The sequence below is a fragment of the Azonexus hydrophilus genome, assembly GCF_001956855.1.
Taxonomy (GTDB): Bacteria; Pseudomonadota; Gammaproteobacteria; order Burkholderiales; family Rhodocyclaceae; genus Azonexus; species Azonexus hydrophilus_A.
Window position 1 is genome coordinate 176,356 of sequence record NZ_MTHD01000003.1, and the last position, 23,572, is coordinate 199,927.

The following is a 23,572-nucleotide window of genomic DNA, read 5'->3' on the forward strand; positions in this document are numbered from 1 at the left end:
TCCGCTGTCGAATTTCCTATCCACGCTTCCGCTACGGTGAGCTGATATGGAAATACTTGTTCTTGTTGCCCTGATTGTCATCAATGGTCTGTTTGCCATGTCCGAAATCGCGCTGGTTACCGCGCGCCGGGCACGCCTCGCCAAACTGGCCGAGGATGGCGATGGTTCCGCAGCGGTTGCCATGACCCTGGGCGAAGATCCCACCCGTTTCCTGTCGACGATACAGATCGGCATAACCTCCATCGGCATCCTCAACGGTATCGTCGGCGAGGCCGCGCTGGCCGGGCCGCTGGCCGAGTGGTTGCAAGGCTACGGCATGGAGCAGGGGGTCAGCGAAATCGGTGCAACGGTATTGGTCGTCGTGGTCATCACCTACGTTTCCATCGTCGTTGGGGAACTGGTTCCCAAACGGATAGGCCAGATCAATCCGGAAGGTATTGCCCGCCTCGTCGCCCGGCCGATGAACATGCTGTCGATTGCCTCCCGTCCTTTCGTTCATCTGCTGTCGAGTTCGACGATGCTGATCCTGCGCCTGATGGGGCAGCGCGAGAGCAGGGGACCGAGCGTCACCGAGGAAGAAATTCACGCGATGCTGGTGGAAGGTTCCGAAGCCGGGGTCATCGAGAAGAACGAACACGACATGGTGCGCAATGTCTTCCGGCTGGATGACCGGCAGATCTCCTCGCTGATGGTGCCGCGTTCGGAAATCGTCTGGCTGGACGTCGCCCGGCCGCTGGAAGAAAACCTGGTGCTGATGACCGAGTCCGAACATGCCCGGTTTCCGGTGTGCAGTGCTGGTCTCGAGGAAATCATCGGCGTTCTCAACGCTCGCCAGTTGCTCGGCAAGACCTTGCGCGGTGCCGAGCCCAGCCTGACCGACAAATTGCAGCCGGCGGTTTACGTGCCGGAGTCGCTGACCGGCATGGAACTGCTGAACCAGTTCCGGACGACCGGAACCCAGGTGGTTTTCGTTGTCGACGAGTACGGTGAAGTCCAGGGCATGGTGACGCTGCAGGATCTGATCGAATCGGTGACCGGCGAATTCCTGCCGAAAAACAAGGAAGACGCCTGGACGGTTCAGCGCGAAGACGGCTCCTGGCTGCTCGATGGCCTGATTCCGCTGCTCGAACTGAAGGACACGCTCTGTCTGAAGTCCGTGCCGGAAGAGGAAAAGGGTCGCTATCACACGCTTTCCGGCATGGTCATGCTGCTGCTGGGGCGCCTGGCAAACACCGGTGACAAGGTAAGTTGGGAAGGCTGGTCGCTGGAAGTCGTCGATCTCGACGGCAAGCGCATCGACAAGGTGCTGGCGAGCCGGCTGCCGGAACTGGAAACCGTGGCGGCAACGACGGATGCGGAGAGGCCGGCATGAGTGAAATCGCCGCAGCCATTCCCGCCAGCAAGGAACCAGGTTTTTTCCGCCAGCGCTGGCAGGGCCAGGTGGCCCTGCACCAGCTTTTCTGGTGGGATCTGCTGGCGGTCGGAACGCTGGTCAACGCGGGGTTCGTGGTTTTTTCCCTGATCCTGCTGGCGCAGGGAATGGCCGGCGGATTCTGGTTCACGCTGCAAGCCCTGATCCTGCCCTACAACCTTTTCCTGGTGGCGGCCGTCTGGCGCCATCGCCACACCACCCTCCTGCAGCGTTCGCTGGCGGTGGTCTGGCTGGGTATTTTCCTGTTGCTCTGACGCCTCACTCGTGGCGCAGCGCCTCGATCGGGTCGAGGCGCGCTGCCCGGCGGGCCGGGAAATAGCCGAAGACGACACCGATCGCCGCCGAGAACGCGAAAGCGGTCAGGTTGATGCCGGGGTTGAACAGGAAGGGCATGCCCAGCAGCGCCGACAGGCCGAGGCAGGCGAGCAGCGCCAGGACGACGCCGACGATGCCGCCGAAACCGGACAGCACCACCGCTTCGATCAGGAACTGCAGCAGCACCTCCTTTTCCAGCGCGCCGATGGCCAGCCGGATGCCGATCTCGCGGGTCCGTTCGGTGACCGAAACGAGCATGATGTTCATGATGCCGATGCCGCCGACGAGCAGGCTGACCGCCGCCACTGCGCCGAGCAGCGCGGTCATCGTGCCGATTGTTCCGGACAGCGTTTCGGCGATCTGCTTGGTGTCCATCACATTGAAGTTGTCGTCGGCGTTCTCGGCCAGCTTGCGCCGTTCGCGCAGCAGGCTGCGCAGTTGCCCGACGACCGTTGCCGTGTCGGCGCCATCGCGCATCGAGACCATGATACTGCCGATGTCGAGGCTGCCGGTCAGTCGCCGCTGCACGGTATTGAGCGGCATCAGCACGCTGTCGTCCTGATCCTGGCCCATGCCGCCCTGACCCTTGGCGGCGAGCAGGCCGATCACTTCGCAGTCGAATGACTTGACGCGGATGCTGTTGCCGAGCGGGCTGGCGCTGCCGAACAGTTCCTTGCGCACGGTCTGGCCGATGATGCAGACAGCCTTGCCGGCTTGCTCCTCGTCGTCGGCGAAGCGCCGGCCGGCGGCCAGCGTCCAGTTGCCGGTGGTGAAATATTCGTTGCTGGTGCCGTTGACCGTAGATGACCAGTTCTGCGTCCCGGCGACCAGCGTCACCGCGCTGCCGATAACCGGCGCCACCGCCTGCAGGCCGCCGACCTGCTGGCGGATGGCCTCGATGTCGGCGATCCGGAATTTCGGCGCGCCGGCACTGTCGCGGCCGGGGCCAAGGCGCTGGCCGGGCATCACCATCAGCAGGTTGCTGCCGAGGCTGGCGATCTGGTCGGCGACCATCCGCGTCGCGCCGTTGCCCAGCGTCACCATGGTGATCACCGCGGCGACGCCGATGACGATCCCGAGCACGGTCAGGAAGGAGCGTAGCAGGTTGCGGCGGATTTCGCGCAGGGCGAGCAGCAGGGCGTTCAGCAGCATGGTGTCTGACTCGTGTCGTGGTCGACGCGGCCGTCGACGAAATGTACGTTGCGGCTGGCATAGGCCGCCATGTCGGCTTCGTGGGTGACCATGACGATGGTGATGCCCTGTTCGCGGTTGAGCGCCACCAGCAGTTCCATGATCTCGTGGCTGCGCTGGCTGTCGAGGTTGCCGGTCGGTTCGTCGGCGAGCAGCAGCAGCGGGTTGGTGACGATGGCGCGGGCGATCGCCACACGCTGCTGCTGGCCGCCCGACAGCTCGGCCGGCGTGTGGTGCTCGCGCCCGGCCAGGCCGACCCGCTGCAGCGCCGCCTGCGCCGCTGCGTGGCGCTCGGCAGCCGGGGTGCCGCGATAGAGCAGCGGCAGCTCGACGTTTTCCAGCGCAGTGGTGCGGGCGAGCAGGTTGAAGCCCTGGAAGACGAAGCCCAGGCAGGTCCGGCGCAGCAGTGTGCGCTGGTTGCGGTCAAGGTCTTCGACCGCGATGCCCTGGAAGCGGTAGGAGCCGCTGGTCGGCGTGTCGAGGCAGCCGAGCAGGTTCATCGCCGTCGATTTGCCGGAGCCGCTCGGGCCCATCACCGCAACAAATTCGCCGGCGTTGATGTCGAGGTCGATGCCGCTCAGCGCCTGAAAGGCGATGTCGCCCTGACCGTAGGTCCGGGTGATGCCGCGCAGTTCGATCAGCGGCGTGGTACTCACGGCTTGATCGCCTGGTACTCGGTGATCACCGCCATGCCGGCTTGCAGTTCGCCGCCGGTGATCTCGGTGAAGCGGCCGTTGCTGACGCCGGTGACGACGTCCACGGCGCGGGGGGCACCGTTGTCGAGTACCCAGACCTGTTGCGATTTGCCGTTGGCTGCTGCCGCTGTCGGGCGAGTTTTCGGCTGGTCGGGCGGGCGCGGCACCAGGCGGCTGAGCAGGCTGCCGCCAGTGGTCGGCGCGGTTTCGGCCGGGGTGTAGCGCAGCGCGGCGTTGGCGACCAGCAATGCGTCGCTGCGTTCGGCGGTGACGATGGTGGCGGTCGCTGTCATGCCCGGGCGCAGCGCCAGATCGTCGTTGGTGACGTCGAGCACGGTCTTGTAAGTGACGACATTGTCGGTCGTCGTCGCGCCCAGGCCGACGCGCCGGATGTTCGCCGGGAACTTGCGCCCCGGCCAGGCCGAGACGGTGAAGCTGGCCGGCTGGCCGGGCTTGACGGCGGCGACATCGGCTTCATCGACCTTGACCTGCAGTTCCATCCGGGTCAGGTCTTCGGCCAGCACGAACAGCACCGGCGTCGTCATCTGCGCGGCGACCGTCTGCCCGGGTTCGACCTTGCGCGTCAGCACGACACCGTCGACCGGCGAACGGACCGTTGCCTTGGTCAGGTTGGTTTCGTTGGTCTTCAGCGTGGCCTGGGCCTGCGTCACTTTCGCCTGGGCGCTGGCCTCGGCGGCTTCGGCGCGCAGTACGGCGGCCTCGGCGGCTTCGAGTTCGGTGCGCGCCGGCACCTTGCCGCCGGAGAGTTCGGCGACGCGCTGCATGCGCGCCAGCGCCGCCCGGTTTTCGGCTTGCGTCGCCCGCGCCTCGGCGACGCCGGCCGTCGCGGCGGCGACCGCGGCACGCGATTCGATGACTGCGTCCTCGAGCTTGGCGGTGTCGAGTCGGGCCAGTACCTGGCCTTTCTTGACGAGGTCGTTTTCCTGGACAAGGACCTCGGCCAATGTGCCCGACAGTTCGCTGCCGACATCGACCGACTTGGTCGGCTGCAGCGTGCCGCTGGCGCTGGCGCTGACGAGCAGCGCGCCGCGGGCGGCCGTTTCGGTCAGGTAGCGGCCGGTGGGGGCCGTGCTGCCGCCGAGAAATAGCGCTGCGGCGATCAGCACGAGCGCAACGCCGGCGATGATGTACCAGCGCCGGTATCCGGCCGGGGCGGTGGCGTGGCGGGCACCGTCGAGCAATTGGCGCAGGCTGTCGGTGGCTGGGGGGATTTTTGTCGTCATCAGTTTTCCGTTCCGGTGTTGTTCCAGCCGCCGCCGAGGGCCTTGTAAAGTTTGATCAGCGAACTCAACTGGGTGGCCTCGGCCAGGGCCTGGTTGTCTTCGGCCGACAGCCGGGTGCGTTCGGTGTCGAGCACGTCGCGGAAATCGCTGAGCCCGGATTCGTAGAGTTGCCGGGACAGCAGCGCCGCATTACGGGCAGCAGTCGCCGCCAGGCGCCGGGCGGCCAGCCGGTCGCGGGCGGCGGCATGGGCGAAGAGCGCGTTCTCGACTTCCTCGATCGCCGTCAGCACGCTGCCTTCATAGGCCGCCAGTGCTTCTTCCTGGACTGCCTGCTGGGCATCGACGGCGGCGCGCAGCCGGCCGCCGTCGAACAGCGTTGCCGCCAGCGTGCCGCCGAGCACACGCAGCAGGGTATCGCTGCCGCCGAGGGCGGCGAGGCTGTAGGCCTGCCAGCCGAAACTGGCGTTCAGCGTCAGGCTGGGAAAACGCGCCGCCAGTTTCTGGCCGGTGCGGGCGGTTTCCGCAGCGAGCTTGCGTTCGGCGGCGATCAGGTCGGGGCGCCGGGTCAGCACCTGCGCCGGGATGCCGGTTGCCAGATCGGCCGGTACGTCGGGCAGTGGCGCTGCTTCGGCCAGCGCCGCGGCGACTGTTCCGGGCATATCGCCGCTGAGTACTGCCAGCCGGTTGCGGGCCGCGGCCAGCCCGATTTCCAGGTCGGGCAGGCTGGCGCGCGTCTGTTCGCGGCTGCTGATTGCCTGCTCGACATCGCTGCTGCCGCCGAGCCCGGCCTGCAGTCGCCATTCGGCAATCTGTGCGGTTTCGCTCTGGGTTTCCAGATTGTCGTGGGCGATCGCCAGACGTTGCTGGTAGCTGCGCAGCTCGACGTAGTTCTGCGCGACCTCGGCGAGCAGCGAAACGCGGGTGTTTTCCAGTTGGGCAGCGACCGTCGCCGCATCGGCGTCGGCCGCTTCCAGGCCACGGCGGGTGCCGCCGAACAGGTCGATTTCCCAGGTTGCGTCGAAGCCGGCGTCGTACAGCGTCTGCGTGCTGTCGGCGGTGCGCTGGCGGTTGGCGCCGGTGCCTGCCGTCAGGCTCGGGAAGAAGGCGCCGACGGCCTGTCTGCGCGCCGCCCGCGCCTGGCGCAGACGGGCTTCGGCCTGTTTCAGATCGTGGTTGGCAGCGAGCGTCCGGGCGATCAGGCGGTCGAGTTCGGCATCGTCGAGCTGTTGCCACCAGGTGCGCAGCGTCGTCTGCTCGTCGTTCGCCGCCGGTGGCGCCGACTGCCAGGCGGTCGGCAGTGAAAATGGCGGCACCCGGTAGGCCGGGCCGATCGATGGTAGCGAGGTACAACTGGCGAGCACGGCACAGGCCAGCGCGGCGAGACCGCGGCTGAACCCGGGGGCGGTGGAATGGTTGGTCATGGGTGGGTGGTGATCCTGGCGTACGGCATGCCGGATGATCGCCCGCTGCTTCGTTAAGTGCGGTTAAGAAGCTGTATTTGTTTGCATCGCTGCGGCCAACGCCGACGTGGCGGTGATTGTGGAACTTCTGCTGGCGCCGACGATCATCTGTCTAGCGAGGGGGCACGGACAAGGAGGCGACAATGAGCACTGGTAACGGGGAAACCGGGCAACTGCTGCTGTTGGTGGCGACACGCAAGGGGGCCTGGATCTATCACGGCGATGGCGAGCGCCAGTCCTGGCGGGTCGATGGCCCGCATTTTCTTGGTCACATCATCCATCACCTGGTACTCGACCCGCGCGACGGGCGCACGCTGCTCGCAGCGGCATCGACCGGGCACCTCGGGCCGACCATTTTTCGCTCGACCGATTTCGGCCGGACCTGGCAGGAGGCCGCGCGGCCGCCGGCTTTCGGGCCGGCGATCAACGGGCTGCCAGCACGCGCCGTCGATCACACCTTCTGGCTGACGCCGGGTCATGTCGAGCAGCCGGGCGTCTGGTACGCCGGCACTTCGCCACAGGGCCTGTTCCGTTCCGAGGATGGCGGCACCAACTGGGCACCGTTCTCGTGCATCAACGACGATGCGCAGTACCGCCAGTGGTTCGGCACGGTGCAGGACGGCACGCCGGACGGGCCGAAGCTGCATTCGATCATCGTCGATCCACGCGATGCGCAGCACCTGTATTTCGCCATGTCGGGCGGTGGCGTCCATGAGTCGCTGGATGGTGGTCGGACTTTTGCGCCGCTGGTCGACGGCATGGAAGTGGTCGAAGGCTTCGCCGTGGGTGATGTGACTTTCCACGATCCGCACTGCCTGCGCCTGTGCCCGTCGAACCCGGACCGGCTGTACCAGCAGAATCACTGCGGCATCTACCGGCTGGACCGGCCGGGGCGGCGCTGGCAGCGGATCGGCCGCAACATGCCGGCGGCAGTTGGCGACGTCGGCTTCCCGCTGGTCCTGCATCCGCGCGACGACAAGCGGCTGTGGGTGTTGCCGATGGACGGTTCCGACGTCTGGCCGCGTACCAGTCCGGGCGGTCAGCCGGCCGTCTATGGTTCGGGCGATGGTGGCGCCAGCTGGCAACGCTACGACAGCGGCCTGCCGGCCAGCCAGGCATGGTGGACGGTGAAGCGCCAGGCGATGAGCGGCGACCGAGAGGAGAGCGTCGGCCTCTATTTCGGCACGACCAGCGGTGAGTTGTGGCACAGCCGCGACGAAGGCCGGCAATGGGCGTGCCTGGCACGCCATTTGCCGGAAGTCTACGCGGTCGAAACGGCTTATCCGACGTAGCGCAGGCCCGCACCATGCGCGTGCTGATTCCGAGTGCCTTACAGTCCTACACCGGTCGGCCCTGGGTTGAGGCTGAGGGCGCCAGTGTCGATCAGGTGTTGCTTGATCTCGACCGGCAGTTTCCCGGCATCCGCTTCCGCATGCTCGACGAGCAGCGGCGCATCCGCCGGCACATCCGGCTGTTCTTCGCTGGCGAGATGTTGTTCGACCCGGATCAGCCGCTGCCGGCCGATGGCGAACTGCATATCGTCCAGGCGCTGAGCGGCGGTTAGCGCATCGGCGTGTGTGCGCGCGCTGGCAGGGCGGCGGCAAGCGGTTAAAATCGCCGCTTACCTCTTGAGGAGTCGGACATGAAGATCGGATTTATCGGCCTCGGCATCATGGGGCGCCCGATGGCGCTGAATTTGTTGAAAGGCGGCCATCAGGTCAGCGTCTGGGCGCGCCGCGCCGAATCGATGCAGCCGCTGCTTGATGCTGGTGCGACCGGTGCCGCGTCGCCGGCCGATGTCGCGCGCGGCCAGGATCTGGTGATCTCGATGGTTGCCGATGCGCCCGACGTCGCCGAGGTGATGCGCGGCGTTGGCAGCGCCGGCGTGCCGGGACTGGTGGCTGTCGACATGAGCACCATCGCGCCGGCGGCGGCACGGGCGATTCACGCCGACCTGGCAGCGGCCGGTGTCGATTTTGTCGATGCGCCGGTGTCCGGTGGCGAGGTCGGCGCGATTGCCGGCACGCTGTCGATCATGGCCGGCGGCTCCGACGCCGCCTTTGCCCGCGCCCAGCCGGCGTTCGAATGCATGGGCAAGAACATCGTCCACGTCGGTGGGCCGGGTGCCGGTCAGGTGACCAAGTCAGCGAACCAGATCGTCACCGGCATGGGCGTGCTGGCGGTCGCCGAGGCGATGGCTTTTGCGTCGAAAAACGGTGTCGACCGTAGCAAGGTGCGCGAGGCGCTGCTCGGTGGTTTCGCTTACTCGAAGATCCTGGAAAATCACGGTCAACGCATGCTCGACCGCAATTTCAAGCCGGGCTTCAAGAGCTGGATGCACGAAAAGGATCTGAACATCGTCATGCAGACGGCGCATGAACTCGGGCTGTGCTTGCCCGGTTCGGCAGCGACGGCGCAGATGTTCAATGCGATGGTCGGGTCGGGCATGGGCGAAGAGGATTCGATTGCCGTGCTGAAGCTGCTGGAAAGCTTGTCGGGGCAAGAATGAAAATTGGTTTCATCGGCCTGGGCGCGATGGGGCGCCCAATGGCCCTGCATCTGCAGGCAGCCGGTCACGAATTGCACGTCTGGGCGCGTCGACCGCAAAGTTGTGCCGGCTTGCCGGCGACGGTGCACGCAACGCCGGCCGAACTCGGCGCCGTCTGCTCGGTGGTGTTTACGATCATTACCTCAAGCGCCGACGTCGAAGGCGTCGCCCTCGGCGAGCAGGGTTTGATCCACGGCATGGCGGCAGATTCGGTGCTGGTCGATTGCTCGACCATTGCGCCCGATGTCGCCCGCCGGATCGCCGGCAAACTCGCGGAAAAGGGTATCCACATGCTCGACGCACCGGTGTCCGGTGGCGAGCAGGGCGCGATCAGCGCCACACTGGCGATCATGGCCGGCGGTGACGCAGCGGTACTGGAGCGAGTGCGGCCCTTGCTGGAAAAGCTCGGCCAGCGCATCGTTCATGTCGGCCCGAACGGCGCCGGGCAGGTGGCCAAGGCCTGCAACCAGATGATCATGGTTGCGGCGATCCAGGCGGTGGCCGAGGCGCTGCGTCTGGCTGACGCTGCCGGCGTCGATCCGGCCAAGGTGAAACAGGCGCTGGCTGGCGGTTCGGCGGCGTCGCGCGTGCTGGAAATCATGGGCCAACGGATGGTCGACCGCAACTTTTCGGCCGGCATCGAAGCCCGGTTGCATCACAAGGATTTCGGCCTGGTGCTCGAAGCGGCGCGCAAAAGTGGCGTGCCGGTGGCGTTGACCGCAAGCGTTGCGCAGCAACTGAATGCACTGATGGCGCTGGGCATGGGGCGCGATGACACTTCGTCGCTGCTGCGTGTTCTGGAGGCCCGGTGAGCCAGATCGCCCAGCTTTCGGAAGCGGAGATCGAGGAGCGTTTCCATATCGCCGGAACCCGTGCCATCGCCTTCACGCTGGCCGGCCTGGCGCGCGAGGGCGACCAGTTTTCCGTGCATTTCGCTGACACGCTGTTCCTGACCACGCTGCTTGCCGCGAATCCGGAATCCGGGACGCTGATTTTTGACTGCAGCGGTGCCGAAGCGCTGAACCGGCGCCTGCTGATGATCGGTCAGTGCAGTTTCGCCGGCCGGCCGGAAGGGGTGCATGTGCAGTTTTCCTGCACCCGGGTACGCGAAACGAAGTTTGCCGGCCGGCCGGCTTTCGTCGCCGATCTGCCGAAGTACATCGTCCGCCTGCAGCGGCGCGAGAGTTTCCGGATCGAAACGCCGCGCGGGCGTCCGCTGGAATTTGCCGGCCGTCAGGCCGACGGCAGCCTGTTGCAGATGCCGGTGCATGACATCTCGGTCGATGGCATCGGCCTGACCGCGACACAGCTGCCGGACGGGCTGGCCCGGGGCGAGCGCCTGCATCTCTGTCATTTTCATCTGGCCGACGAGGCGCACGAACTTTCCTGCAGCGCCGACGCATGTCACGTCACCGAACTGACCGGGCGCAGCGGCCAGCGTCTGTGGCGTATCGGCCTGCGCTTCGACGACCTGCCGCCGGCCGGGCAGAACTATGTCCAGCGCTACATCATCCGCGTCGAACGCGAGCGTAATGGCCTGATCTGAATCAGGCCGCCGCGCACTGCGGGCAAATGGCGCTGATCTCGACTTCCGGGCTGTCCAGGCGGTGGCCGGTGGCGGCGAGGCTGGCGTAGAGGCTGCTGACCACGGCGGCATCTTCCAGTTCGGTGACGCCGTTGCATTTCGGGCAGACGAGGAAGAGGCTGGGCGCCGAATGCTTGCCGTGGCGACAGGCGACGAACAGGTTCATGCGGCCGATCCGGTGCGCCAGACCTTGCTCGATCAGGAAGTCGAGGGCGCGATAGACCGTTGGTGGTGAAGCGTTGCCGCGCGTATGGCGGATCTGCTCGAGCAGGTCGTAGGCCTTGATGCCCTTCGGTGCGCGATGGAGCAGTGCGAGCACTTCGCGCCGGATCGCCGTCAGGCTGGCACCGCGTTGCCGGCAACTGGCTTCGGCGCGGTCCAGCACCGCAGTTTCATCGCAAGAGTCGGGAATCATCAATGTCGACTTGGTGGAGGAAATGCGATGTTATAACATGGCCGCCTTGTGATCGATACCGCCACGCTTTGGCGCGCACCGCCATGCCGGTGATTGCCCCGTGCCGGCTTCCTTCATGCCGCATTTGACCCATGACGAACAAGGAACGATCGATGACCCGATCCACCAAATCCGCCGCCTTGCTCAGCGAAGCTGAAATCCTGGCAGCGTCGCCCGATGAATACATGTCGCCGGCCCAGCTGGCGTTTTTCCGTCAGCGTCTGCTCGACGAGGAAAAGGCCCTGCGCGGCGCTGCTGAGGAAACCACGCACCATCTGCAGGACAACGCTGCCGAACCCGATCCCAACGACCGCGCCAGCGCCGAGGAAGAGCACACGCTGGAACTGCGCGTGCGCGACCGCGAGCGCAAGCTGCTGAAGAAGATCGGTCAGTCGCTGCAGCGCATCGAGGATGGCAGCTATGGCTGGTGCGAGGACACCGGCGAACCGATCGGCATTCCGCGCCTGCTGGCCAGGCCGACCGCCAGTCTGTGCCTGGAAGCCCAGGAGCGTCACGAGCAGAAGCGTCGCCAGTTCGGCGGCTGAGTTGATGAGCGCAGTTCCCGACTTGCCCGACGACGACCGGCGGATTCCGGTCATCATCCTCACCGGCTTTCTCGGCGCGGGCAAGACGACGCTGCTCAATCATCTGCTGCGGCAAACGGAGATGGCCGAAACGGCCGTGCTCATCAACGAATTCGGCTCGGTTGCGGTCGACCATCACCTGGTCGAGAAAATCGACGACGACGTGATCCTGCTCGACTCCGGCTGCATCTGCTGCACCGTCCGCGGCGACCTGACGCGCAGCCTGACCGACCTGTTCATGCGCTGCCTGCGCCGCGAGATCAAGCCGATCCGCCGCGTTGTCATCGAAACCACCGGGCTGGCCGATCCATCGCCGGTGATCTATACGCTGATGGAAGACTTCTTCCTCGCTGAACGTTACCGCATCGACGGCGTCGTCACTGCCGTTGACGCGACGCACGGCGAAGGCCAGCTGGCGGTGCATGGCGAGGCGATCAAGCAGGTGGCGATGGCCGACCGTCTGTTGCTGACCAAGACCGACCTGGCATCGGCGGAGCAACTGGCCTCGCTGTCGGCACGGCTGACGGCGATGAACCCGTCGGCGCCGCAGATCCGCATCGAGCGCGGTGAAATGCCGGCGACGGCGATCCTCGGTTGCGGCCTCTACGATCCGGCCGGCAAGTCGCCGGATGTCGCCGGCTGGCTGGCCGAGGAAAAGGTCCGCGACGAACGGCGCAAGGCACACGGCCATCACCATCATCATGATGTCGACCGGCACGATGCCCACGTTTACAGCTTCGCGTTGACCTTCACCGAACCGCTGCAGTGGCCGAGCTTTGCCGACGCCGTCGGCGTCCTGCTGGAAAGCATGGGCGAGCGCATCCTGCGCATCAAGGGCCTGCTCAACGTCGTCGGCGACCACAAGCCGCGCGTCGTCCAGTGCGTCCAGCACGTCCTCTATCCCTACACCCGGCTCGACGACTGGCCGGCGCAAGCGCCGTACAACGACCAGCGCAGCCGGCTGGTTTTCATTGTTCGCGATATCGACCAGTCGCTGGTCGAGCAGGCCTTCGCGATGTTCTGTGGCGCGCGTGACCAATGCTGATCCGTAAACTGTTCAAATTCGAGAATGCCCACATCGTCCGCGGCTGCAGCACGCGCCGCTGCTCGCATTCGATCCATGGCCATTCGTACAAGGTCGAGCTGATCCTCGAGGCGCACGCCTTCGACAACGGCCAGATGCTCTACGATTTCGGCCTGCTCAAGGGCGGCCCGCGCGACCTGATCGATGCCTTCGATCACGCCGTCGCCATCTGGGACGGCGACGACGCCGACTACGTCGCCGCCTGCAAGCGCTTTTCCGAACGCTGGATCAGCCTGCCGGTGTCGCCCAGCGCCGAGCAGTTCTCGCGCCTGTTCTTCCGCCTGGTCGATACCCTGCTGGGCCTGACCGACACCGTCAACGGCGAGCAGGACGTGCGCCTGCACTCGGTCATCGTGCACGAGACCGAGACCGGCTACGCCCAGTGCTTCCGCGAGGACGCCGACAACCCGCGCATGGGGCTGATTGCGCTCGATCGCATCGTCTTTTCCGACGCCATCACGCAAGCCTGGCGCGACCCGCAACTGTTCGAGAAGCTCAAGCGCGGCGAGCGCCTGAGCAATCCCGCCAGCGTCTGAGCACTGCGGCCGCCCGCTGGCCCCGATGCGTCGCGTGTTCAATTGTCATAAATGGAGATCGCCATGAAAAAACTGCCCGTTTTGCTGCTTGCCCTGTTGCCGGCTGTAGTTCCGGCTCACGCCCAGCACGCCCACAGCCACGGCGCCGGTCAGCTCGGCATTGTGGTTGAAGGCGCGCAATTGACCCTGCTGCTGGAACTGCCGCAGCAGGACGTGGTCGGTTTCGAGCGGGCGCCGAAGAGCGCGCGCGAACAGGTCACGGTGCAGGCGGCGCTGGAAAAGCTGAAGGCGCCGGCGAAGCTGTTTGCGCCGACCGCGGCCGCCCAGTGTGAACTGAGCGAGCACAAGATCGACGCACCGCTGCTCGAAGGCACCAAGGGCGATCATGGGCACGGCGATGTCGAGGCGCGCTATGTTTACCGCTGCACCAGGCCGGAAGCCCTGAATGACCTGAAGTCGATGGTCTCGGCCGAGTTCCCGCGCGTGCGTTCGCTCAGCGTCAGTTTCGCCGGGCCGAAGGGACAGAAGGCCGGCAAGGTCGATGCGAAGAATCCGACCTTTGCCTGGTAAGCGATGAACGCAGCGGCCATCCGCATCGATGATCTGGCGTTTCGCTGGCGGCCCGACGGCCCGCTGTGCCTGACGCTCGATCATCTTGCGGTCGACGCCGGCAAAAGCCTGTTTTTGCACGGCCCGAGCGGCGCCGGCAAAAGTACCTTGCTGAACCTGATCGGCGGCGTGCTGTTGCCCGAACGTGGCCGCATCGAAGTCTTCGGTCAGCCGCTGGGTCAGTTGTCGGGCGCCGGGCGCGATGCTTTTCGCGCCGATCATCTCGGCTTCGTCTTTCAGCAGTTCAATCTGTTGCCCTGGCTGTCGGTGCTCGACAACGTCCTGCTGCCGTGCCGTTTTTCCCGGCGCCGTGCCGACCGGGCCGGTGATCCGGCGGTTGCGGCGAAGCGTCTGCTGGCCGCGCTCGACCTCGACGCGACGCTTGCCGGCGTGCCTGCCGCCGAACTGTCGGTTGGTCAGCAGCAGCGCGTGGCGGCGGCGCGGGCGCTGATCGGCCGGCCGGAAATCCTGATTGCCGACGAGCCGACTTCGGCGCTCGACACGGCCCGTCAGGACGCCTTCATCGACCTGCTGCTGGCCGAGGCGAAAGCCGCCGGCAGCACGGTTGTTTTCGTCAGTCACGATGAGCGGCTGGCGGTGCATTTTGACCAGAAATTCGCGTTGACCGCAGGAGTCCAGCCATGAGCGCGCTGCTGCGCCTGGCCCTGGCCAGCGCCTGGAACCGGCGTCTCAGCCTCGGCCTGACGCTGCTGGCGGTGATGCTGGCGGCAACGCTGCTGCTGTCGGTCGAGCGCGTGCGTCAGGCGGCACGCGACGGTTTCGCGCAATCGGTGTCGGGCAGCGACCTGATCGTCGGTGCGCGGACCAGCCCGGTGCAACTGGTGCTGTATTCGGTTTTCCGCCTCGGCGAAGCGACCAACAACCTCGGCTGGGACAGTTATCAGAAAATCGCCGCCGACCCGGCGATCGCCTGGAGCGTGCCGCTGTCGCTCGGCGATTCGCATCGGGGTTATCCGGTACTCGGGACGACGCCCGGGTATTTCGTTCATTTCCACTACGGCGACCGCCAGCCGCTGCGCTTTGCCGCCGGCACCGCCTTCGCCGGCATTTTCGACGCCGTGCTCGGCGCCGAGGTCGCGCAGCGTCTCGGCTACCGCGTCGGCGACAAGATCACGCTGAGCCATGGCGACGGCGGCCTGCCCGGCATGGAACACGAAGACAAGCCGTTCACCGTCACCGGCGTTCTGGCGCCGACCGGCACGCCGGTCGACCGCACCGTGCATGTCGGCCTCGCCGCCATCGAGGCGATTCACCTGGACTGGATCGGCGGCGCGCCGGTGCCCGGGTTTGCCATCGGCGCCGAGGTCGTGCAGAAATTCGACCTGACGCCGAAAACGATCACCGCCTTCATGGTCGGCCTGCACCAGCGTGGCGAAGTCTTCCGCATTCAGCGCCGGATCAACCAGTTTGCCGACGAGCCGCTGCTGGCGGTGCTCCCCGGCGTTGCGCTGGACCAGTTGTGGCAGACCGTCGGCGTCGTCGAGCAGGCCTTGCAGACGGTCTCCTGGCTGGTGCTGGCGGTCGGCCTGGCCGGGCTGATGGCGACGATGCTCGCCGGCCTCAACGAGCGCCGGCGCGAGATGGCCATCCTGCGCTCGCTCGGCGCCGGGCCGCGCCACATCCTGTTTCTGCTGATGCTGGAGAGCGGCGTCATCAGCCTGCTCGGCTGCCTGCTCGGGCTGGCGACGGTGACGTTGTTTGCTGCCTTCGGCGGTGGTCTGCTCGCCGACTTCGGGCTGGCTGCGCTGCCGCTTGCGGTCGACGCCGCAGAAATGAAACTTCTCGGCGGCGTGCTGGTCTGCGGGCTGCTGGTCAGCCTGCTGCCGGCCTGGCGCGCCTATCGCCTGTCGCTGGCCGACGGGCTGATTCCCCGTTCATGAAGGAAGAAACATGTTGAGACGATGCCTGCTGTTGCTCGCGCTGCTCGTGCCGCTGGTCGTGACCGCCGCCAAGGGCTACAGGGAAATCCAGTGGGACGACCTGATGCCCAAGGGCTGGGACCCGATGGCCGCGTTCAAGGGCGTCGACCTCAACCGTCTCCAGGACAGTGACCCGAAGGCCGCCGAATTGCTCGCCAAGGTCCGCATCGAGTGGGACAAGGCGCCGGTCGAACCAGCGATCAACGGGCAGCGGGTGAAGATTCCCGGCTTTGTCGTGCCGCTTGAACGCAAGGGCGACGAGGTCATCGAGTTCCTGCTGGTGCCGTATTTCGGCGCCTGCGTGCATGTGCCGCCGCCGCCGTCGAACCAGGTCATCCATGTCGTCCCGAGTAAACCGGTAAAGGGCATGCGCACCATGGAAACCTTCTGGATCAGCGGTACGCTGACGCTGCAGGGCGGCGACAGCGGCATGGGCGTTTACGCCTACCGGATGAACGCCGAGCGCGTCGAACCCTACGAAGTGAAACAAGGAAAGAAACGATGAGTACCTTGAGCATGATCCTGCTGGCCTGTTTGGCTGGCGGATTGATCAGCATGGCCGCAGCGGCGGCGGTGGTTTTCCGGTTTTCCCGGCAGTCGACCGCAATATTGGTCGCCTTTGCCGCCGGGGTGATGCTGTCGTCGGCTTTCCTGCACATCCTGCCGGAAGCCTTCAACTCGCTGCCGCCGGTCGACATCCACGCCGGTCACGACCATGGACCGGACGACCAGGCGGCGATTGCCGCCGAGGAAGATGCGCATGCCGGCCACAACCACGGCGGCCCGGCGGCGACGCTGTTTGCCGTGATGCTGACTACCTTGTTCGTCTTCTTCGCTCTCGAGCGCCTGGCGCTGTGGCGCCACTCGCATGGCGATTGCAGCGCCCACGACGGGCATCACGCGACGGTGACGGCGCCGCCGTTGATCCTGATCGGCGACGCCTTCCACAATTTCGTCGACGGCGTGCTGATTGCCGCTGCCTTCATCGCCGATCCGATGCTTGGCATGACGACGACGGTGGCGATCATCGCCCACGAAGTGCCGCAGGAAATGGGCGATTTCGTGCTGCTGCGCAACGCCGGCTGGAGCAACAGCAAGGCTTTCATCGCCAACGCCGGCTCCAGCCTGAGTTCGCTGCTCGGCGGCGCGCTCGGCTTCTTCGCGCTGTCCACGGCCGATTTCGTGCTCCCCTACGTGCTGGTGATCGCGGCATCCAGCTTCATCTACGTCGCCCTGGCCGATATCTTTCCGTTGCTGCACAAGCAGGGCGACAGCTTCGTCCGGCAGAGCCTGCTGATCGCCGCAGGCGTCGCCGTGGTGCCGGTGGTGGGGTGGTTCACGCACTGAGCGGCGGCATTTCCAGCAACAGCAGATCGCCTGAGTTGCCGGCACAGATCAGCCGGCGATCGCCAAGCAGCGTGACGAAGGGCCGGACCGGTTCCGGCAGTTTCAAGTCGGCCAGCGCGCGACCGTCGTCGCGCGCCAGCACGTGCAGCACATTGTTCAGGTCGAGGGCGTGGACTTCCTTGTCGTTGCTGACCAGCTCGGCCATCAGGGCGCCCCAGTTGTGGACGCCGCCGCGATAGTCGTTGGTGCGATGCCGCCAGCGGATTTTTCCGGAAGCCGTATCAATGGCGTAAACCCAGCCGGTCGGTGACCAGAGGCAGGCGAGGCCGTTGGCCACATGCTGCGAATTGATGAAGTTGCCGGCACTGAATTCCCAGCGCTGCTGCCCGTTGCCGGTGTCGAGGCCATACAGCTTTTCTTTGTAGCTGCCGGCGACCAGTGTTGTGCCGTCAACGTGCAACTGGCGCAGGTATTGCCATTCCTGCATGCGATCCACGTGCCAGCGCAGCTGGCCGTCGGCGAGCGAAAGTGCGTACAGGCGTCCGTCACCGGGGCCGACGAAAAGCGTGTCGCCCGCGACGACCGGGGCATAGCTGATACGGGTATCGGCGATGGCGGCGAAATACCACAGAATCCTGCCGCTTTCGAGGTCGACCGCAAGCAGCTTGTGGCCGTCGCCAAAACAGGCCAGCCGTCCGGCAAGGCAAGGCGTACCGATCTGATCGACTGCCCGGTAGCGCCACAGCGCCTGCTGTTCGCCGGGGCGCCAGGCGGCAATTTCAGTCCGCCCGCCGCAGAGAACGATGCCGTCGTGCCCGCGTGGCCGGAATCTGGCGCCACCGGCAATACTATGGGCCACTTGCCAGGGCAGGGTCGATGCTGCCGGATCGAGCAGGCCGAGCGTCCGTTCGCCGGCAAACAGCAGCTTGCCTTCACTCAGGCTGACCGGCACCAGATTCCGGTCGCCACTGGCCCAGCGGGCCAGCGTGGTGAGTTGCCCGGGGGCCTTGCCAGCGGCCAGCGCCCGCGGCGCCAGTCCAAGCGCCAGCGCGCCGGCTAGCAGTTGGCGGCGGGCCGGGTTCAATTGCAGCGCGCGCCCTGTTCGATCCAGCGCAGCAGGATGCGCGTGTTCGGGTGATCGCGGTCCTCGGTCGGCGAAATGCCAGGCGGCATGCGGTCTTCGACCAGGTGCTGGAACAGGCTGCTGGCATCCGGATTGCCGGGAATGACGATCTTGGTCGCATTGTTCACGCCCTTGGCTACCGAGTCGGCGCCGAGCATGATGCCCTCGTAGGTGCTCAGGTCCAGCTCGTGGAAGCTTGGCGGCTCCTGGTTCGACATGTGGCAGGTCGTGCAGGCGGGGGTGTCGGGGGCGAAGGCGCCATCCCTGGCAAACAGCGGCAGGACGTTTTTCCGGAAATGAGCGCTGTTGACCGCACCATCGGCAATCCACCGGCGAACCGTGGCGTAAGCCGGGTTGTCGCCGGAAATCGAGAAGGAAACGCCGAGCGGCATGCGGTTGTTGCGCAGGCGACGGCCGAGAATGTGCTTCGAACCTTTCTCGCCGGGCTGGAAGATGGGCCGTGAAGGCGCCTCGCGCGAGCCGGCGCGGATGCCTTCGCAAGTCGACAGGTTGAGGCCGCGATAGCTGTGCGCCGGATTGCCCGACGAATGGCAGACGATGCATGCAGGCCCCTGGCCGAAAGCGTTCGGCGTGCGCATCAGCGTGGCGACGTAATCGTAGGGAATCGGAATGTCGCGGCCGAGAATCAGTGCGCCGACCGCCGCGTGGTCGCCCTCCAGCTTCACCTTGCCGTCGCGCAGATCTTGCAGCCATTTGTGATTGAGCGTAGTCGGCAGCGTCGTGTCCGCCAAGGCCAGCATGCTGCCCAGAGCGAGCAGGCCGGCCAGCAGTGTTCGGGTACAGCGTGAAAGGATTGCAGTGTTCATGATGAGTCCCCCTGATTGAATTCCGTATCCTTGCCCGCCGGCAGCCAGAGGCGGGCGCGCAGGCCGCCGAGCGGCGAGTCGAGCAATTCCAGGTGACCACCATACAGGCTGGCGAGTTCGTCGACAATCGACAGGCCGAGGCCGGAGCCGGCCACTTTCTCGTCGCCGCGCCGGCCGCGTTGCAAAAGGTTCGGCCGATCTTCCGGGGCGATTCCCGCGCCGTCGTCGTCAATGTCGATACGCAGCCGGGTGTCTTCCCGGACGGCGCTGACGTGGATGCGTGAGCCGGCCCATTTGCAGGCGTTGTCGAGCAGGTTGCCGAGCATTTCCTGGAGGTCCTGCGCCTCGCCGCGAAAAACCAGCGGCTCGCTGCCGTCGGCCAGCGTCAGCGTAAGGTCGCGCTCGGCGTGAACCCGCTGCATGACCCGGAGCAAACCTTCGGTCGCCGGGCGGACCGCACACAGCCGGCCCTGGACCTGGGCGGCAGCGGCGCTGCGCGCGCGCGCCAGGTGATGGTCGATCTGCTGGCGGGCGATGGCGACCTGGCTGCCGACCAGTTCGGCCAGCTCGCCGGTTTCGCTGGCGGCAGCGTTGGCCATCACCGCCAGCGGCGTCTTCACGGCGTGGGCCAGGTTGCCGGCCTGGCCACGGGCGCGTTCGACAAATTCCGCATTGCGCGCCAGCAGCGAGTTGAGTTCATCGACCAATGGCTGAATTTCGGCTGGATGCCGGCCGGCCAGCGTTGCCTGTTCGCCGTCGCGCAGCCGGGTCAGTTCATCGCGCAGGCGATTGAGCGGACGCAGCCCGGCCACCACCTGGACCACGGCGGCCAGGGCCAGGCCGCCGGCGAGCAGCCCGAGCGCCGCCAGCAGCAGGCCGCGGAAACGCGCCAGGGGCTCTGCCAGCAGGGTTTCGTCGGCAGCGACGATCAGGCGCAGCGTCAATCCAGGCTGTTCTGCCGGGTGCATGACCTGTTCGATCATGCGCAGCGATTCCCCTTTCGGTCCGCTGACGCGATGCTCGTGGCGCTCGCCATCGGCCAGTCGGTCGCGGGGCACGACCAGTTCGCCGTCCCACAGCGAGCGTGAGCGCAGCAGCGCGACCTGTGCCGTTCCGTCGCCGGTCGTCATGCGGTCGACCTGCCAGTACAGGCCGGAATAGGGGCGCTCCAGCCGGGGATCGCTGAGGATATGGCTGATTTCCGGCTCGCCGGCTGCGTTCAGCTCCAGGTTGGCGGCCAGCTGGTTGAGATGGGTGGCCAGTTCGGCATGGAACTGACGCGACAGATGCTGCTCGAACATCGCCTGCAGCATCCAGCCGGCGATGCCGACGGTCGCCACGATCCACACCAGCGTACCGGCCAGCAGCCGGAAGCGTAGCGAGGTGCCGCCGTCTTTCATGACGGACAGCACATGCGGTAGCCGAAGCCGCGCACGGTTTCGATCAGGCCGGCGGGCAGTTTCTTGCGCAGGCGACCGACGAAGACCTCGATGGTGTTCGAGTCGCGGTCGCCGTCCTGCGGGTAGATGTGCTCGGACAGTTCGCTGCGCGAAACGACCTCGCCGCGCCGCTGCAGCAGGTAGGTCAAGACCTTGAATTCGTGACTGGTCAGCGTCAGCGTCTGGCCGTCGACGCTCGCCTGGGCGCGGCGGATATCCACGCGCAGCGGGCCGCAGGCCAGTTCGTTGCCGGCCTGGCCGGCACTGCGCCGGATCAGCGCGCGCAACCTGGCCAGCAGTTCTTCCATGTGGAAAGGCTTGACCAGGTAATCGTCGGCACCGGCATCGATGCCGGCCACCCGCTCATGCCAGTCGCCACGGGCAGTCAGGATCAGCACCGGCATGCCGCGGCCGGCGGCCCGCCAGCGGGTCAGTACCGACAGCCCGTCGAGCAGCGGCAGGCCGAGATCGAGGACAACCGCGTCGAAATCGGTTTCCATGCCCAGATGCAAGGCATCCTGGCCATTCACCGCCACTTCAACGACATGGCCTTCGGCGCGCAGCTTGCGGGCGATTTGCAGGTTCAGCGTCGGTTCGTCTTCAACCAGCAATATGCGCATCAGTCCGTCCTCCCGCGCCGGCCGCCATGGCGACCCTTGATTTCGAGCACGCGACCATCGCGCGCATCGATCAGCAACTTGTTGATGCCGCCATCCCGGCGCAGCATTTTCACTTCGTAGAGCCAGCGGCTGTCTTCGTGTTCCAGTTCAACCTCCAGCACCTCGCCGCGATGCTCGCGCTCGATCCGTTCCAGGACCTGGCGCAATGGCAGGATTTCCCCGGCCATCAGCGCCTGGCGGGCGACTTCATGATCCTGGCGGCCGTCGGCCTGCACCGGTGACAGGCCGATGCAGGCGAGCAGCAATACTGCGCTCAGGAGGTGTTGGCGGTAACGCATCAGCAACTTATTGACGACCGCGGCCGCCACCCATGCCTTGGCCCTGGCCCATACCCATACCCTGACCACCGCCGCTCATGCCGGGGCCCATGCCGCGTCGCGGCGGCTGTTCCGGCGGTACGGCCGGTAGCGTGACGCCACGCTCCTTGGCGCGCAGCACCATCTGTTCGTGATGATTGGCACGCACCGTGGCGCGCTCTTCGTCGGTACGGGCCGCACGCATGGCGTTGCGGTGTTCGACGCGTTCCTGTTCGGTCATCAACTGGCTGCCGAAAATCGGCTCCGCCGGGGTGTCGACCGCAAAAGCGCTGCCACTGGCCAGGATCAGGCCGGCGGTGACGAAGCTGAGCAACAGATTACGTTGGGACATGATGGACTCCTTCTCAAATTGAATGATGTCACAGGCTTGTTCATTCCCCGATTCCTGTTTTACGCCGGTCAACATGAACGGCACCTGAATTCCTGCCGCTTCGATTTCGTGCATAAGCTCAGCAGTTTTTCTCGCTTCGTTGCGGCCGGGGCGGCGGCTAAATTTCTTCCACTGCCAAACAACTTGAGGAAACGATCATGAATTTTCAACCCCTTCGCCGCCTGCTGGCGCTGGCCCTGTTTTCCACCATCACCGGCGTCCACGCCCAATCCGGCGAGATTTCGCTGCTCAACGTGTCCTACGATCCGACGCGTGAGCTCTATCAGGCCTTCAATCCCGAGTTCTCGCGTTACTGGAAGGAAAAGACCGGTCAGGTGGTCAGTGTCAAACAGTCGCATGGCGGCGCCGGCAAGCAGGCGCGGGCGGTCATCGATGGTCTGGAGGCCGATGTCGTCACGCTGGCCCTGGCCTACGACATCGATGCGATCGCCGAAAAATCCGGGAAGCTGCCGGCAGACTGGCAGAAGCGCCTGCCGCACAATGCTTCGCCCTATACGTCGACCATCGTCTTCCTGGTGCGCAAGGGCAATCCGAAGGCGATCCGGGATTGGGGTGATCTGGTCAAGCCGGGCGTCGAGGTCATCACGCCGAATCCGAAGACTTCCGGCGGCGCCCGCTGGAACTACCTGGCGGCCTGGGGTTATGCGCTGAAACAGGGCGGAGGCGAGGCGGCGGCCCGCGATTTCGTCGGTCGGCTGCTGAAGAACGTGCCGGTGCTCGACACCGGCGCCCGCGGGGCGACCAACACCTTTGTCCAGCGTGGCATCGGTGACGTGCTGCTGGCCTGGGAGAACGAGGCTTTCCTGTCGATCAACGAACTCGGGCCGGACAAGTTCGAAATCGTCGTCCCGTCGGTCTCGATCCTGGCCGAACCGCCGGTTGCCGTGGTCGACGCCGTGGCGAAAAAGCACGGGACCGAGCAGGTCGCCAGGGCCTATCTGGAATACCTGTATTCGCCGGTCGGCCAGCAACTTGCCGCGCGCCACTACTATCGTCCGATCAAGCCGGAACTGGCCGATCCACGCGATGTGGCGCGTTTTCCCAAGGTGAATTTCATCCGCATCGATGATCTGGGCGGCTGGCAGGCGGCGCAGAAGAAGCATTTTGCCGATGGCGGCACCTTCGATCACCTGAACCGCCGCTGAACCATGAAGCAGCCTGTCCTGATCGTGCCCGGTTACCTCGGCAGCGGCCCGGCGCACTGGCAAAGCTGGCTGGAGCGGCAATTGCCGGAAGCCCGGCGGGTTGCCGGCATCGACTGGCAGCGTCCCGAACTGGGGCGCTGGGCCGGTCTGGTCGGCGAGGCCATTGACCGGGCCGATGCGCCGGTCTGGCTGGTCGCCCACAGTTTCGGCTGCCTGGCCGGGATCATCGCGGCATCGATTCGTCCCGAACGGGTCGCCGGTGCGCTGCTGGTTGCCCCGGCCGATCCCGAGCGCTTTGCCGACGAGGGCTTTCGTCGTCGCGATGAAGGCAGTGTTGCCCGCTGGTTCCATGACATCCGTTTGCCGTGTCCCAGCCTGCTGCTCGCCAGTACCAACGATCCATGGATGAACTTCGCCAGCGCAGCCTATTGGGCCGAGCGCTGGGGCAGTCGTCTGCACTGTCTGGGGGCCGCCGGGCACGTCAATGTCGATTCCGGCTTTGGCCCGTGGCCTGACGGTCTGGCCATGCTGCGGGCGATGCAGGCGGCGCAGGGCAGTTTCCTGGTCGGCGAACTGGGTAGTCCGATTTAGCTGTTTCGGGAATATCAAAATCGTTTTTAATTGGT

The 23,572-nt window shown here is 65.8% G+C and carries 28 protein-coding genes; 17 read left to right on the top strand and 11 right to left on the bottom strand.

Features of this window, described 5'->3' with window-relative positions; all coding sequences use genetic code 11:
- Window positions 1–46: 46 nt before the first annotated feature.
- Both BJN45_RS09525 and BJN45_RS09530 read left to right on the top strand, forming a co-directional pair.
- The gene (locus BJN45_RS09525) at window positions 47–1,372 is read left to right on the top strand and encodes a hemolysin family protein (RefSeq protein WP_076094585.1); all 1,326 of its coding nucleotides are present in this window, start codon (window positions 47–49) and stop codon (window positions 1,370–1,372) included.
- The gene (locus tag BJN45_RS09530; protein WP_076094587.1) at window positions 1,369–1,686 is read left to right on the top strand and encodes a hypothetical protein; all 318 of its coding nucleotides are present in this window, start codon (window positions 1,369–1,371) and stop codon (window positions 1,684–1,686) included. Before BJN45_RS09525 ends, BJN45_RS09530 begins: the two co-directional genes overlap by 4 nt.
- A gap of 4 nt (window positions 1,687–1,690) precedes the next feature.
- On the opposite strand, the gene BJN45_RS09535 is transcribed toward BJN45_RS09530, so the two are convergent.
- From BJN45_RS09535 to BJN45_RS09550, 4 genes are read right to left on the bottom strand one after another with little or no spacing between them, the layout of a single operon-like run.
- The gene (locus tag BJN45_RS09535; RefSeq protein ID WP_076094589.1) at window positions 1,691–2,899 is read right to left on the bottom strand and encodes an ABC transporter permease; all 1,209 of its coding nucleotides are present in this window, start codon (window positions 2,897–2,899) and stop codon (window positions 1,691–1,693) included.
- Window positions 2,890–3,594 carry an ABC transporter ATP-binding protein gene (locus tag BJN45_RS09540; RefSeq protein WP_076094591.1) on the bottom strand — a complete coding sequence of 235 codons (705 nt, stop codon included), beginning with the start codon at window positions 3,592–3,594 and terminating at the stop codon, window positions 2,890–2,892. Before BJN45_RS09540 ends, BJN45_RS09535 begins: the two co-directional genes overlap by 10 nt.
- Window positions 3,591–4,877: an efflux RND transporter periplasmic adaptor subunit gene (locus tag BJN45_RS09545; RefSeq protein ID WP_076094594.1), complete on the bottom strand. Its 1,287-nt coding sequence runs from the start codon at window positions 4,875–4,877 to the stop codon at window positions 3,591–3,593. Before BJN45_RS09545 ends, BJN45_RS09540 begins: the two co-directional genes overlap by 4 nt.
- Window positions 4,877–6,298, bottom strand: coding sequence for an efflux transporter outer membrane subunit (locus BJN45_RS09550; protein WP_076094596.1), 1,422 nt, complete (start codon window positions 6,296–6,298; stop codon window positions 4,877–4,879). Before BJN45_RS09550 ends, BJN45_RS09545 begins: the two co-directional genes overlap by 1 nt.
- A gap of 182 nt (window positions 6,299–6,480) precedes the next feature.
- On the opposite strand from BJN45_RS09550, the gene BJN45_RS09555 reads away from it, so the two are divergent.
- The 5 genes from BJN45_RS09555 to BJN45_RS09575 all read left to right on the top strand — a co-directional run bounded on the left by BJN45_RS09555 (window position 6,481) and on the right by BJN45_RS09575 (window position 10,431).
- Complete coding sequence (locus BJN45_RS09555; RefSeq protein WP_076094598.1) at window positions 6,481–7,629, top strand: WD40/YVTN/BNR-like repeat-containing protein; 1,149 nt, start codon at window positions 6,481–6,483, stop codon at window positions 7,627–7,629.
- A gap of 14 nt (window positions 7,630–7,643) precedes the next feature.
- On the top strand, window positions 7,644–7,901 hold the full coding sequence (locus tag BJN45_RS09560; RefSeq protein WP_076094600.1) for a molybdopterin synthase sulfur carrier subunit: 258 nt from the start codon (window positions 7,644–7,646) through the stop codon (window positions 7,899–7,901).
- A 78-nt stretch (window positions 7,902–7,979) separates the two neighbouring features.
- Window positions 7,980–8,846 carry an NAD(P)-dependent oxidoreductase gene (locus BJN45_RS09565; protein ID WP_076094602.1) on the top strand — a complete coding sequence of 289 codons (867 nt, stop codon included), beginning with the start codon at window positions 7,980–7,982 and terminating at the stop codon, window positions 8,844–8,846.
- Window positions 8,843–9,697 (top strand): NAD(P)-dependent oxidoreductase, encoded by an 855-nt coding sequence (locus tag BJN45_RS09570; protein WP_076094604.1) that lies wholly within the window; start codon window positions 8,843–8,845, stop codon window positions 9,695–9,697. Before BJN45_RS09565 ends, BJN45_RS09570 begins: the two co-directional genes overlap by 4 nt.
- The gene (locus BJN45_RS09575; protein WP_076094607.1) at window positions 9,694–10,431 is read left to right on the top strand and encodes a flagellar brake protein; all 738 of its coding nucleotides are present in this window, start codon (window positions 9,694–9,696) and stop codon (window positions 10,429–10,431) included. The genes BJN45_RS09570 and BJN45_RS09575 overlap by 4 nt, the downstream gene beginning before the upstream one ends.
- A gap of 1 nt (window position 10,432) precedes the next feature.
- On the opposite strand, the gene BJN45_RS09580 is transcribed toward BJN45_RS09575, so the two are convergent.
- A complete protein-coding gene (locus tag BJN45_RS09580) occupies window positions 10,433–10,885 on the bottom strand; it encodes a transcriptional repressor (protein WP_076094609.1) in 453 nt (150 codons plus the stop codon).
- Window positions 10,886–11,037: 152 nt separating this feature from the next.
- Between BJN45_RS09580 and dksA the strand changes: the two genes are divergently transcribed.
- The 8 genes from dksA to BJN45_RS09620 all read left to right on the top strand — a co-directional run bounded on the left by dksA (window position 11,038) and on the right by BJN45_RS09620 (window position 17,024).
- On the top strand, window positions 11,038–11,469 hold the full coding sequence (gene dksA, locus BJN45_RS09585) for an RNA polymerase-binding protein DksA (RefSeq protein ID WP_076095243.1): 432 nt from the start codon (window positions 11,038–11,040) through the stop codon (window positions 11,467–11,469).
- Between the two features lie 4 nt (window positions 11,470–11,473).
- Window positions 11,474–12,553, top strand: coding sequence for a CobW family GTP-binding protein (locus tag BJN45_RS09590; RefSeq protein WP_076094611.1), 1,080 nt, complete (start codon window positions 11,474–11,476; stop codon window positions 12,551–12,553).
- A complete protein-coding gene (locus tag BJN45_RS09595) occupies window positions 12,547–13,128 on the top strand; it encodes a 6-pyruvoyl trahydropterin synthase family protein (protein WP_076094612.1) in 582 nt (193 codons plus the stop codon). Before BJN45_RS09590 ends, BJN45_RS09595 begins: the two co-directional genes overlap by 7 nt.
- A gap of 63 nt (window positions 13,129–13,191) precedes the next feature.
- Complete coding sequence (locus BJN45_RS09600) at window positions 13,192–13,698, top strand: ZrgA family zinc uptake protein (protein ID WP_170873065.1); 507 nt, start codon at window positions 13,192–13,194, stop codon at window positions 13,696–13,698.
- Between the two features lie 3 nt (window positions 13,699–13,701).
- A complete protein-coding gene (locus BJN45_RS09605) occupies window positions 13,702–14,382 on the top strand; it encodes an ABC transporter ATP-binding protein (RefSeq protein WP_076094616.1) in 681 nt (226 codons plus the stop codon).
- Window positions 14,379–15,638 carry an ABC transporter permease gene (locus tag BJN45_RS09610; RefSeq protein WP_076094618.1) on the top strand — a complete coding sequence of 420 codons (1,260 nt, stop codon included), beginning with the start codon at window positions 14,379–14,381 and terminating at the stop codon, window positions 15,636–15,638. Before BJN45_RS09605 ends, BJN45_RS09610 begins: the two co-directional genes overlap by 4 nt.
- Before the next feature lie 10 nt (window positions 15,639–15,648).
- Entirely contained in the window at window positions 15,649–16,182 is a 534-nt protein-coding gene (locus BJN45_RS09615; protein WP_076094620.1) for a DUF3299 domain-containing protein, read from the top strand.
- A complete protein-coding gene (locus BJN45_RS09620; RefSeq protein WP_076094622.1) occupies window positions 16,179–17,024 on the top strand; it encodes a ZIP family metal transporter in 846 nt (281 codons plus the stop codon). The genes BJN45_RS09615 and BJN45_RS09620 overlap by 4 nt, the downstream gene beginning before the upstream one ends.
- Here the strand turns inward: BJN45_RS09620 and BJN45_RS09625 are convergent.
- From BJN45_RS09625 to BJN45_RS09650, 6 genes are read right to left on the bottom strand one after another with little or no spacing between them, the layout of a single operon-like run.
- Window positions 17,014–18,108: a PQQ-binding-like beta-propeller repeat protein gene (locus tag BJN45_RS09625; RefSeq protein ID WP_076094624.1), complete on the bottom strand. Its 1,095-nt coding sequence runs from the start codon at window positions 18,106–18,108 to the stop codon at window positions 17,014–17,016. The two genes, BJN45_RS09620 and BJN45_RS09625, sit on opposite strands and share 11 nt — an antisense overlap.
- Window positions 18,105–18,974 carry a hypothetical protein gene (locus tag BJN45_RS09630; protein WP_205750567.1) on the bottom strand — a complete coding sequence of 290 codons (870 nt, stop codon included), beginning with the start codon at window positions 18,972–18,974 and terminating at the stop codon, window positions 18,105–18,107. The genes BJN45_RS09625 and BJN45_RS09630 overlap by 4 nt, the downstream gene beginning before the upstream one ends.
- Window positions 18,971–20,374, bottom strand: a complete 1,404-nt coding sequence (locus BJN45_RS09635) for a sensor histidine kinase (protein WP_076094626.1) — start codon at window positions 20,372–20,374, stop codon at window positions 18,971–18,973. Before BJN45_RS09635 ends, BJN45_RS09630 begins: the two co-directional genes overlap by 4 nt.
- The gene (locus tag BJN45_RS09640; protein WP_076094628.1) at window positions 20,371–21,033 is read right to left on the bottom strand and encodes a response regulator transcription factor; all 663 of its coding nucleotides are present in this window, start codon (window positions 21,031–21,033) and stop codon (window positions 20,371–20,373) included. The genes BJN45_RS09635 and BJN45_RS09640 overlap by 4 nt, the downstream gene beginning before the upstream one ends.
- Window positions 21,033–21,371 carry a PepSY domain-containing protein gene (locus tag BJN45_RS09645; RefSeq protein ID WP_076095247.1) on the bottom strand — a complete coding sequence of 113 codons (339 nt, stop codon included), beginning with the start codon at window positions 21,369–21,371 and terminating at the stop codon, window positions 21,033–21,035. The genes BJN45_RS09640 and BJN45_RS09645 overlap by 1 nt, the downstream gene beginning before the upstream one ends.
- A 7-nt stretch (window positions 21,372–21,378) precedes the next feature.
- Window positions 21,379–21,741: a hypothetical protein gene (locus BJN45_RS09650; RefSeq protein ID WP_076095249.1), complete on the bottom strand. Its 363-nt coding sequence runs from the start codon at window positions 21,739–21,741 to the stop codon at window positions 21,379–21,381.
- A 197-nt stretch (window positions 21,742–21,938) separates the two neighbouring features.
- Here BJN45_RS09650 and BJN45_RS09655 point away from each other — a divergent pair, with 197 nt between their 5' ends.
- Together BJN45_RS09655 and BJN45_RS09660 are read left to right on the top strand one after the other, a co-directional pair.
- On the top strand, window positions 21,939–22,946 hold the full coding sequence (locus tag BJN45_RS09655; RefSeq protein ID WP_076094630.1) for a sulfate ABC transporter substrate-binding protein: 1,008 nt from the start codon (window positions 21,939–21,941) through the stop codon (window positions 22,944–22,946).
- A 3-nt stretch (window positions 22,947–22,949) separates the two neighbouring features.
- On the top strand, window positions 22,950–23,537 hold the full coding sequence (locus BJN45_RS09660; protein ID WP_076094632.1) for an RBBP9/YdeN family alpha/beta hydrolase: 588 nt from the start codon (window positions 22,950–22,952) through the stop codon (window positions 23,535–23,537).
- The last annotated feature ends 35 nt before the right edge of the window (window positions 23,538–23,572 follow it).

What these genes read in the sequence shown, in the direction of transcription:
- BJN45_RS09640 (WP_076094628.1), bottom strand. Translation starts at nt 21,033, where the DNA reads ATGCGCATATTGCTGGTTGAAGACGAACCGACGCTGAACCTGCAAATC.
- BJN45_RS09580 (WP_076094609.1), bottom strand. Translation starts at nt 10,885, where the DNA reads ATGATTCCCGACTCTTGCGATGAAACTGCGGTGCTGGACCGCGCCGAA.
- BJN45_RS09530 (WP_076094587.1), top strand. Translation starts at nt 1,369, where the DNA reads ATGAGTGAAATCGCCGCAGCCATTCCCGCCAGCAAGGAACCAGGTTTT.
- BJN45_RS09560 (WP_076094600.1), top strand. Translation starts at nt 7,644, where the DNA reads ATGCGCGTGCTGATTCCGAGTGCCTTACAGTCCTACACCGGTCGGCCC.
- BJN45_RS09630 (WP_205750567.1), bottom strand. Translation starts at nt 18,974, where the DNA reads ATGAACACTGCAATCCTTTCACGCTGTACCCGAACACTGCTGGCCGGC.
- BJN45_RS09535 (WP_076094589.1), bottom strand. Translation starts at nt 2,899, where the DNA reads ATGCTGCTGAACGCCCTGCTGCTCGCCCTGCGCGAAATCCGCCGCAAC.
- BJN45_RS09545 (WP_076094594.1), bottom strand. Translation starts at nt 4,877, where the DNA reads ATGACGACAAAAATCCCCCCAGCCACCGACAGCCTGCGCCAATTGCTC.
- BJN45_RS09565 (WP_076094602.1), top strand. Translation starts at nt 7,980, where the DNA reads ATGAAGATCGGATTTATCGGCCTCGGCATCATGGGGCGCCCGATGGCG.
- BJN45_RS09610 (WP_076094618.1), top strand. Translation starts at nt 14,379, where the DNA reads ATGAGCGCGCTGCTGCGCCTGGCCCTGGCCAGCGCCTGGAACCGGCGT.
- BJN45_RS09615 (WP_076094620.1), top strand. Translation starts at nt 15,649, where the DNA reads ATGTTGAGACGATGCCTGCTGTTGCTCGCGCTGCTCGTGCCGCTGGTC.
- BJN45_RS09655 (WP_076094630.1), top strand. Translation starts at nt 21,939, where the DNA reads ATGAATTTTCAACCCCTTCGCCGCCTGCTGGCGCTGGCCCTGTTTTCC.
- BJN45_RS09605 (WP_076094616.1), top strand. Translation starts at nt 13,702, where the DNA reads ATGAACGCAGCGGCCATCCGCATCGATGATCTGGCGTTTCGCTGGCGG.
- BJN45_RS09525 (WP_076094585.1), top strand. Translation starts at nt 47, where the DNA reads ATGGAAATACTTGTTCTTGTTGCCCTGATTGTCATCAATGGTCTGTTT.
- BJN45_RS09645 (WP_076095247.1), bottom strand. Translation starts at nt 21,371, where the DNA reads ATGCGTTACCGCCAACACCTCCTGAGCGCAGTATTGCTGCTCGCCTGC.
- BJN45_RS09595 (WP_076094612.1), top strand. Translation starts at nt 12,547, where the DNA reads ATGCTGATCCGTAAACTGTTCAAATTCGAGAATGCCCACATCGTCCGC.
- BJN45_RS09590 (WP_076094611.1), top strand. Translation starts at nt 11,474, where the DNA reads ATGAGCGCAGTTCCCGACTTGCCCGACGACGACCGGCGGATTCCGGTC.
- BJN45_RS09550 (WP_076094596.1), bottom strand. Translation starts at nt 6,298, where the DNA reads ATGACCAACCATTCCACCGCCCCCGGGTTCAGCCGCGGTCTCGCCGCG.
- BJN45_RS09660 (WP_076094632.1), top strand. Translation starts at nt 22,950, where the DNA reads ATGAAGCAGCCTGTCCTGATCGTGCCCGGTTACCTCGGCAGCGGCCCG.
- BJN45_RS09570 (WP_076094604.1), top strand. Translation starts at nt 8,843, where the DNA reads ATGAAAATTGGTTTCATCGGCCTGGGCGCGATGGGGCGCCCAATGGCC.
- BJN45_RS09635 (WP_076094626.1), bottom strand. Translation starts at nt 20,374, where the DNA reads ATGAAAGACGGCGGCACCTCGCTACGCTTCCGGCTGCTGGCCGGTACG.
- BJN45_RS09555 (WP_076094598.1), top strand. Translation starts at nt 6,481, where the DNA reads ATGAGCACTGGTAACGGGGAAACCGGGCAACTGCTGCTGTTGGTGGCG.
- dksA (WP_076095243.1), top strand. Translation starts at nt 11,038, where the DNA reads ATGACCCGATCCACCAAATCCGCCGCCTTGCTCAGCGAAGCTGAAATC.
- BJN45_RS09600 (WP_170873065.1), top strand. Translation starts at nt 13,192, where the DNA reads ATGAAAAAACTGCCCGTTTTGCTGCTTGCCCTGTTGCCGGCTGTAGTT.
- BJN45_RS09620 (WP_076094622.1), top strand. Translation starts at nt 16,179, where the DNA reads ATGAGTACCTTGAGCATGATCCTGCTGGCCTGTTTGGCTGGCGGATTG.
- BJN45_RS09650 (WP_076095249.1), bottom strand. Translation starts at nt 21,741, where the DNA reads ATGTCCCAACGTAATCTGTTGCTCAGCTTCGTCACCGCCGGCCTGATC.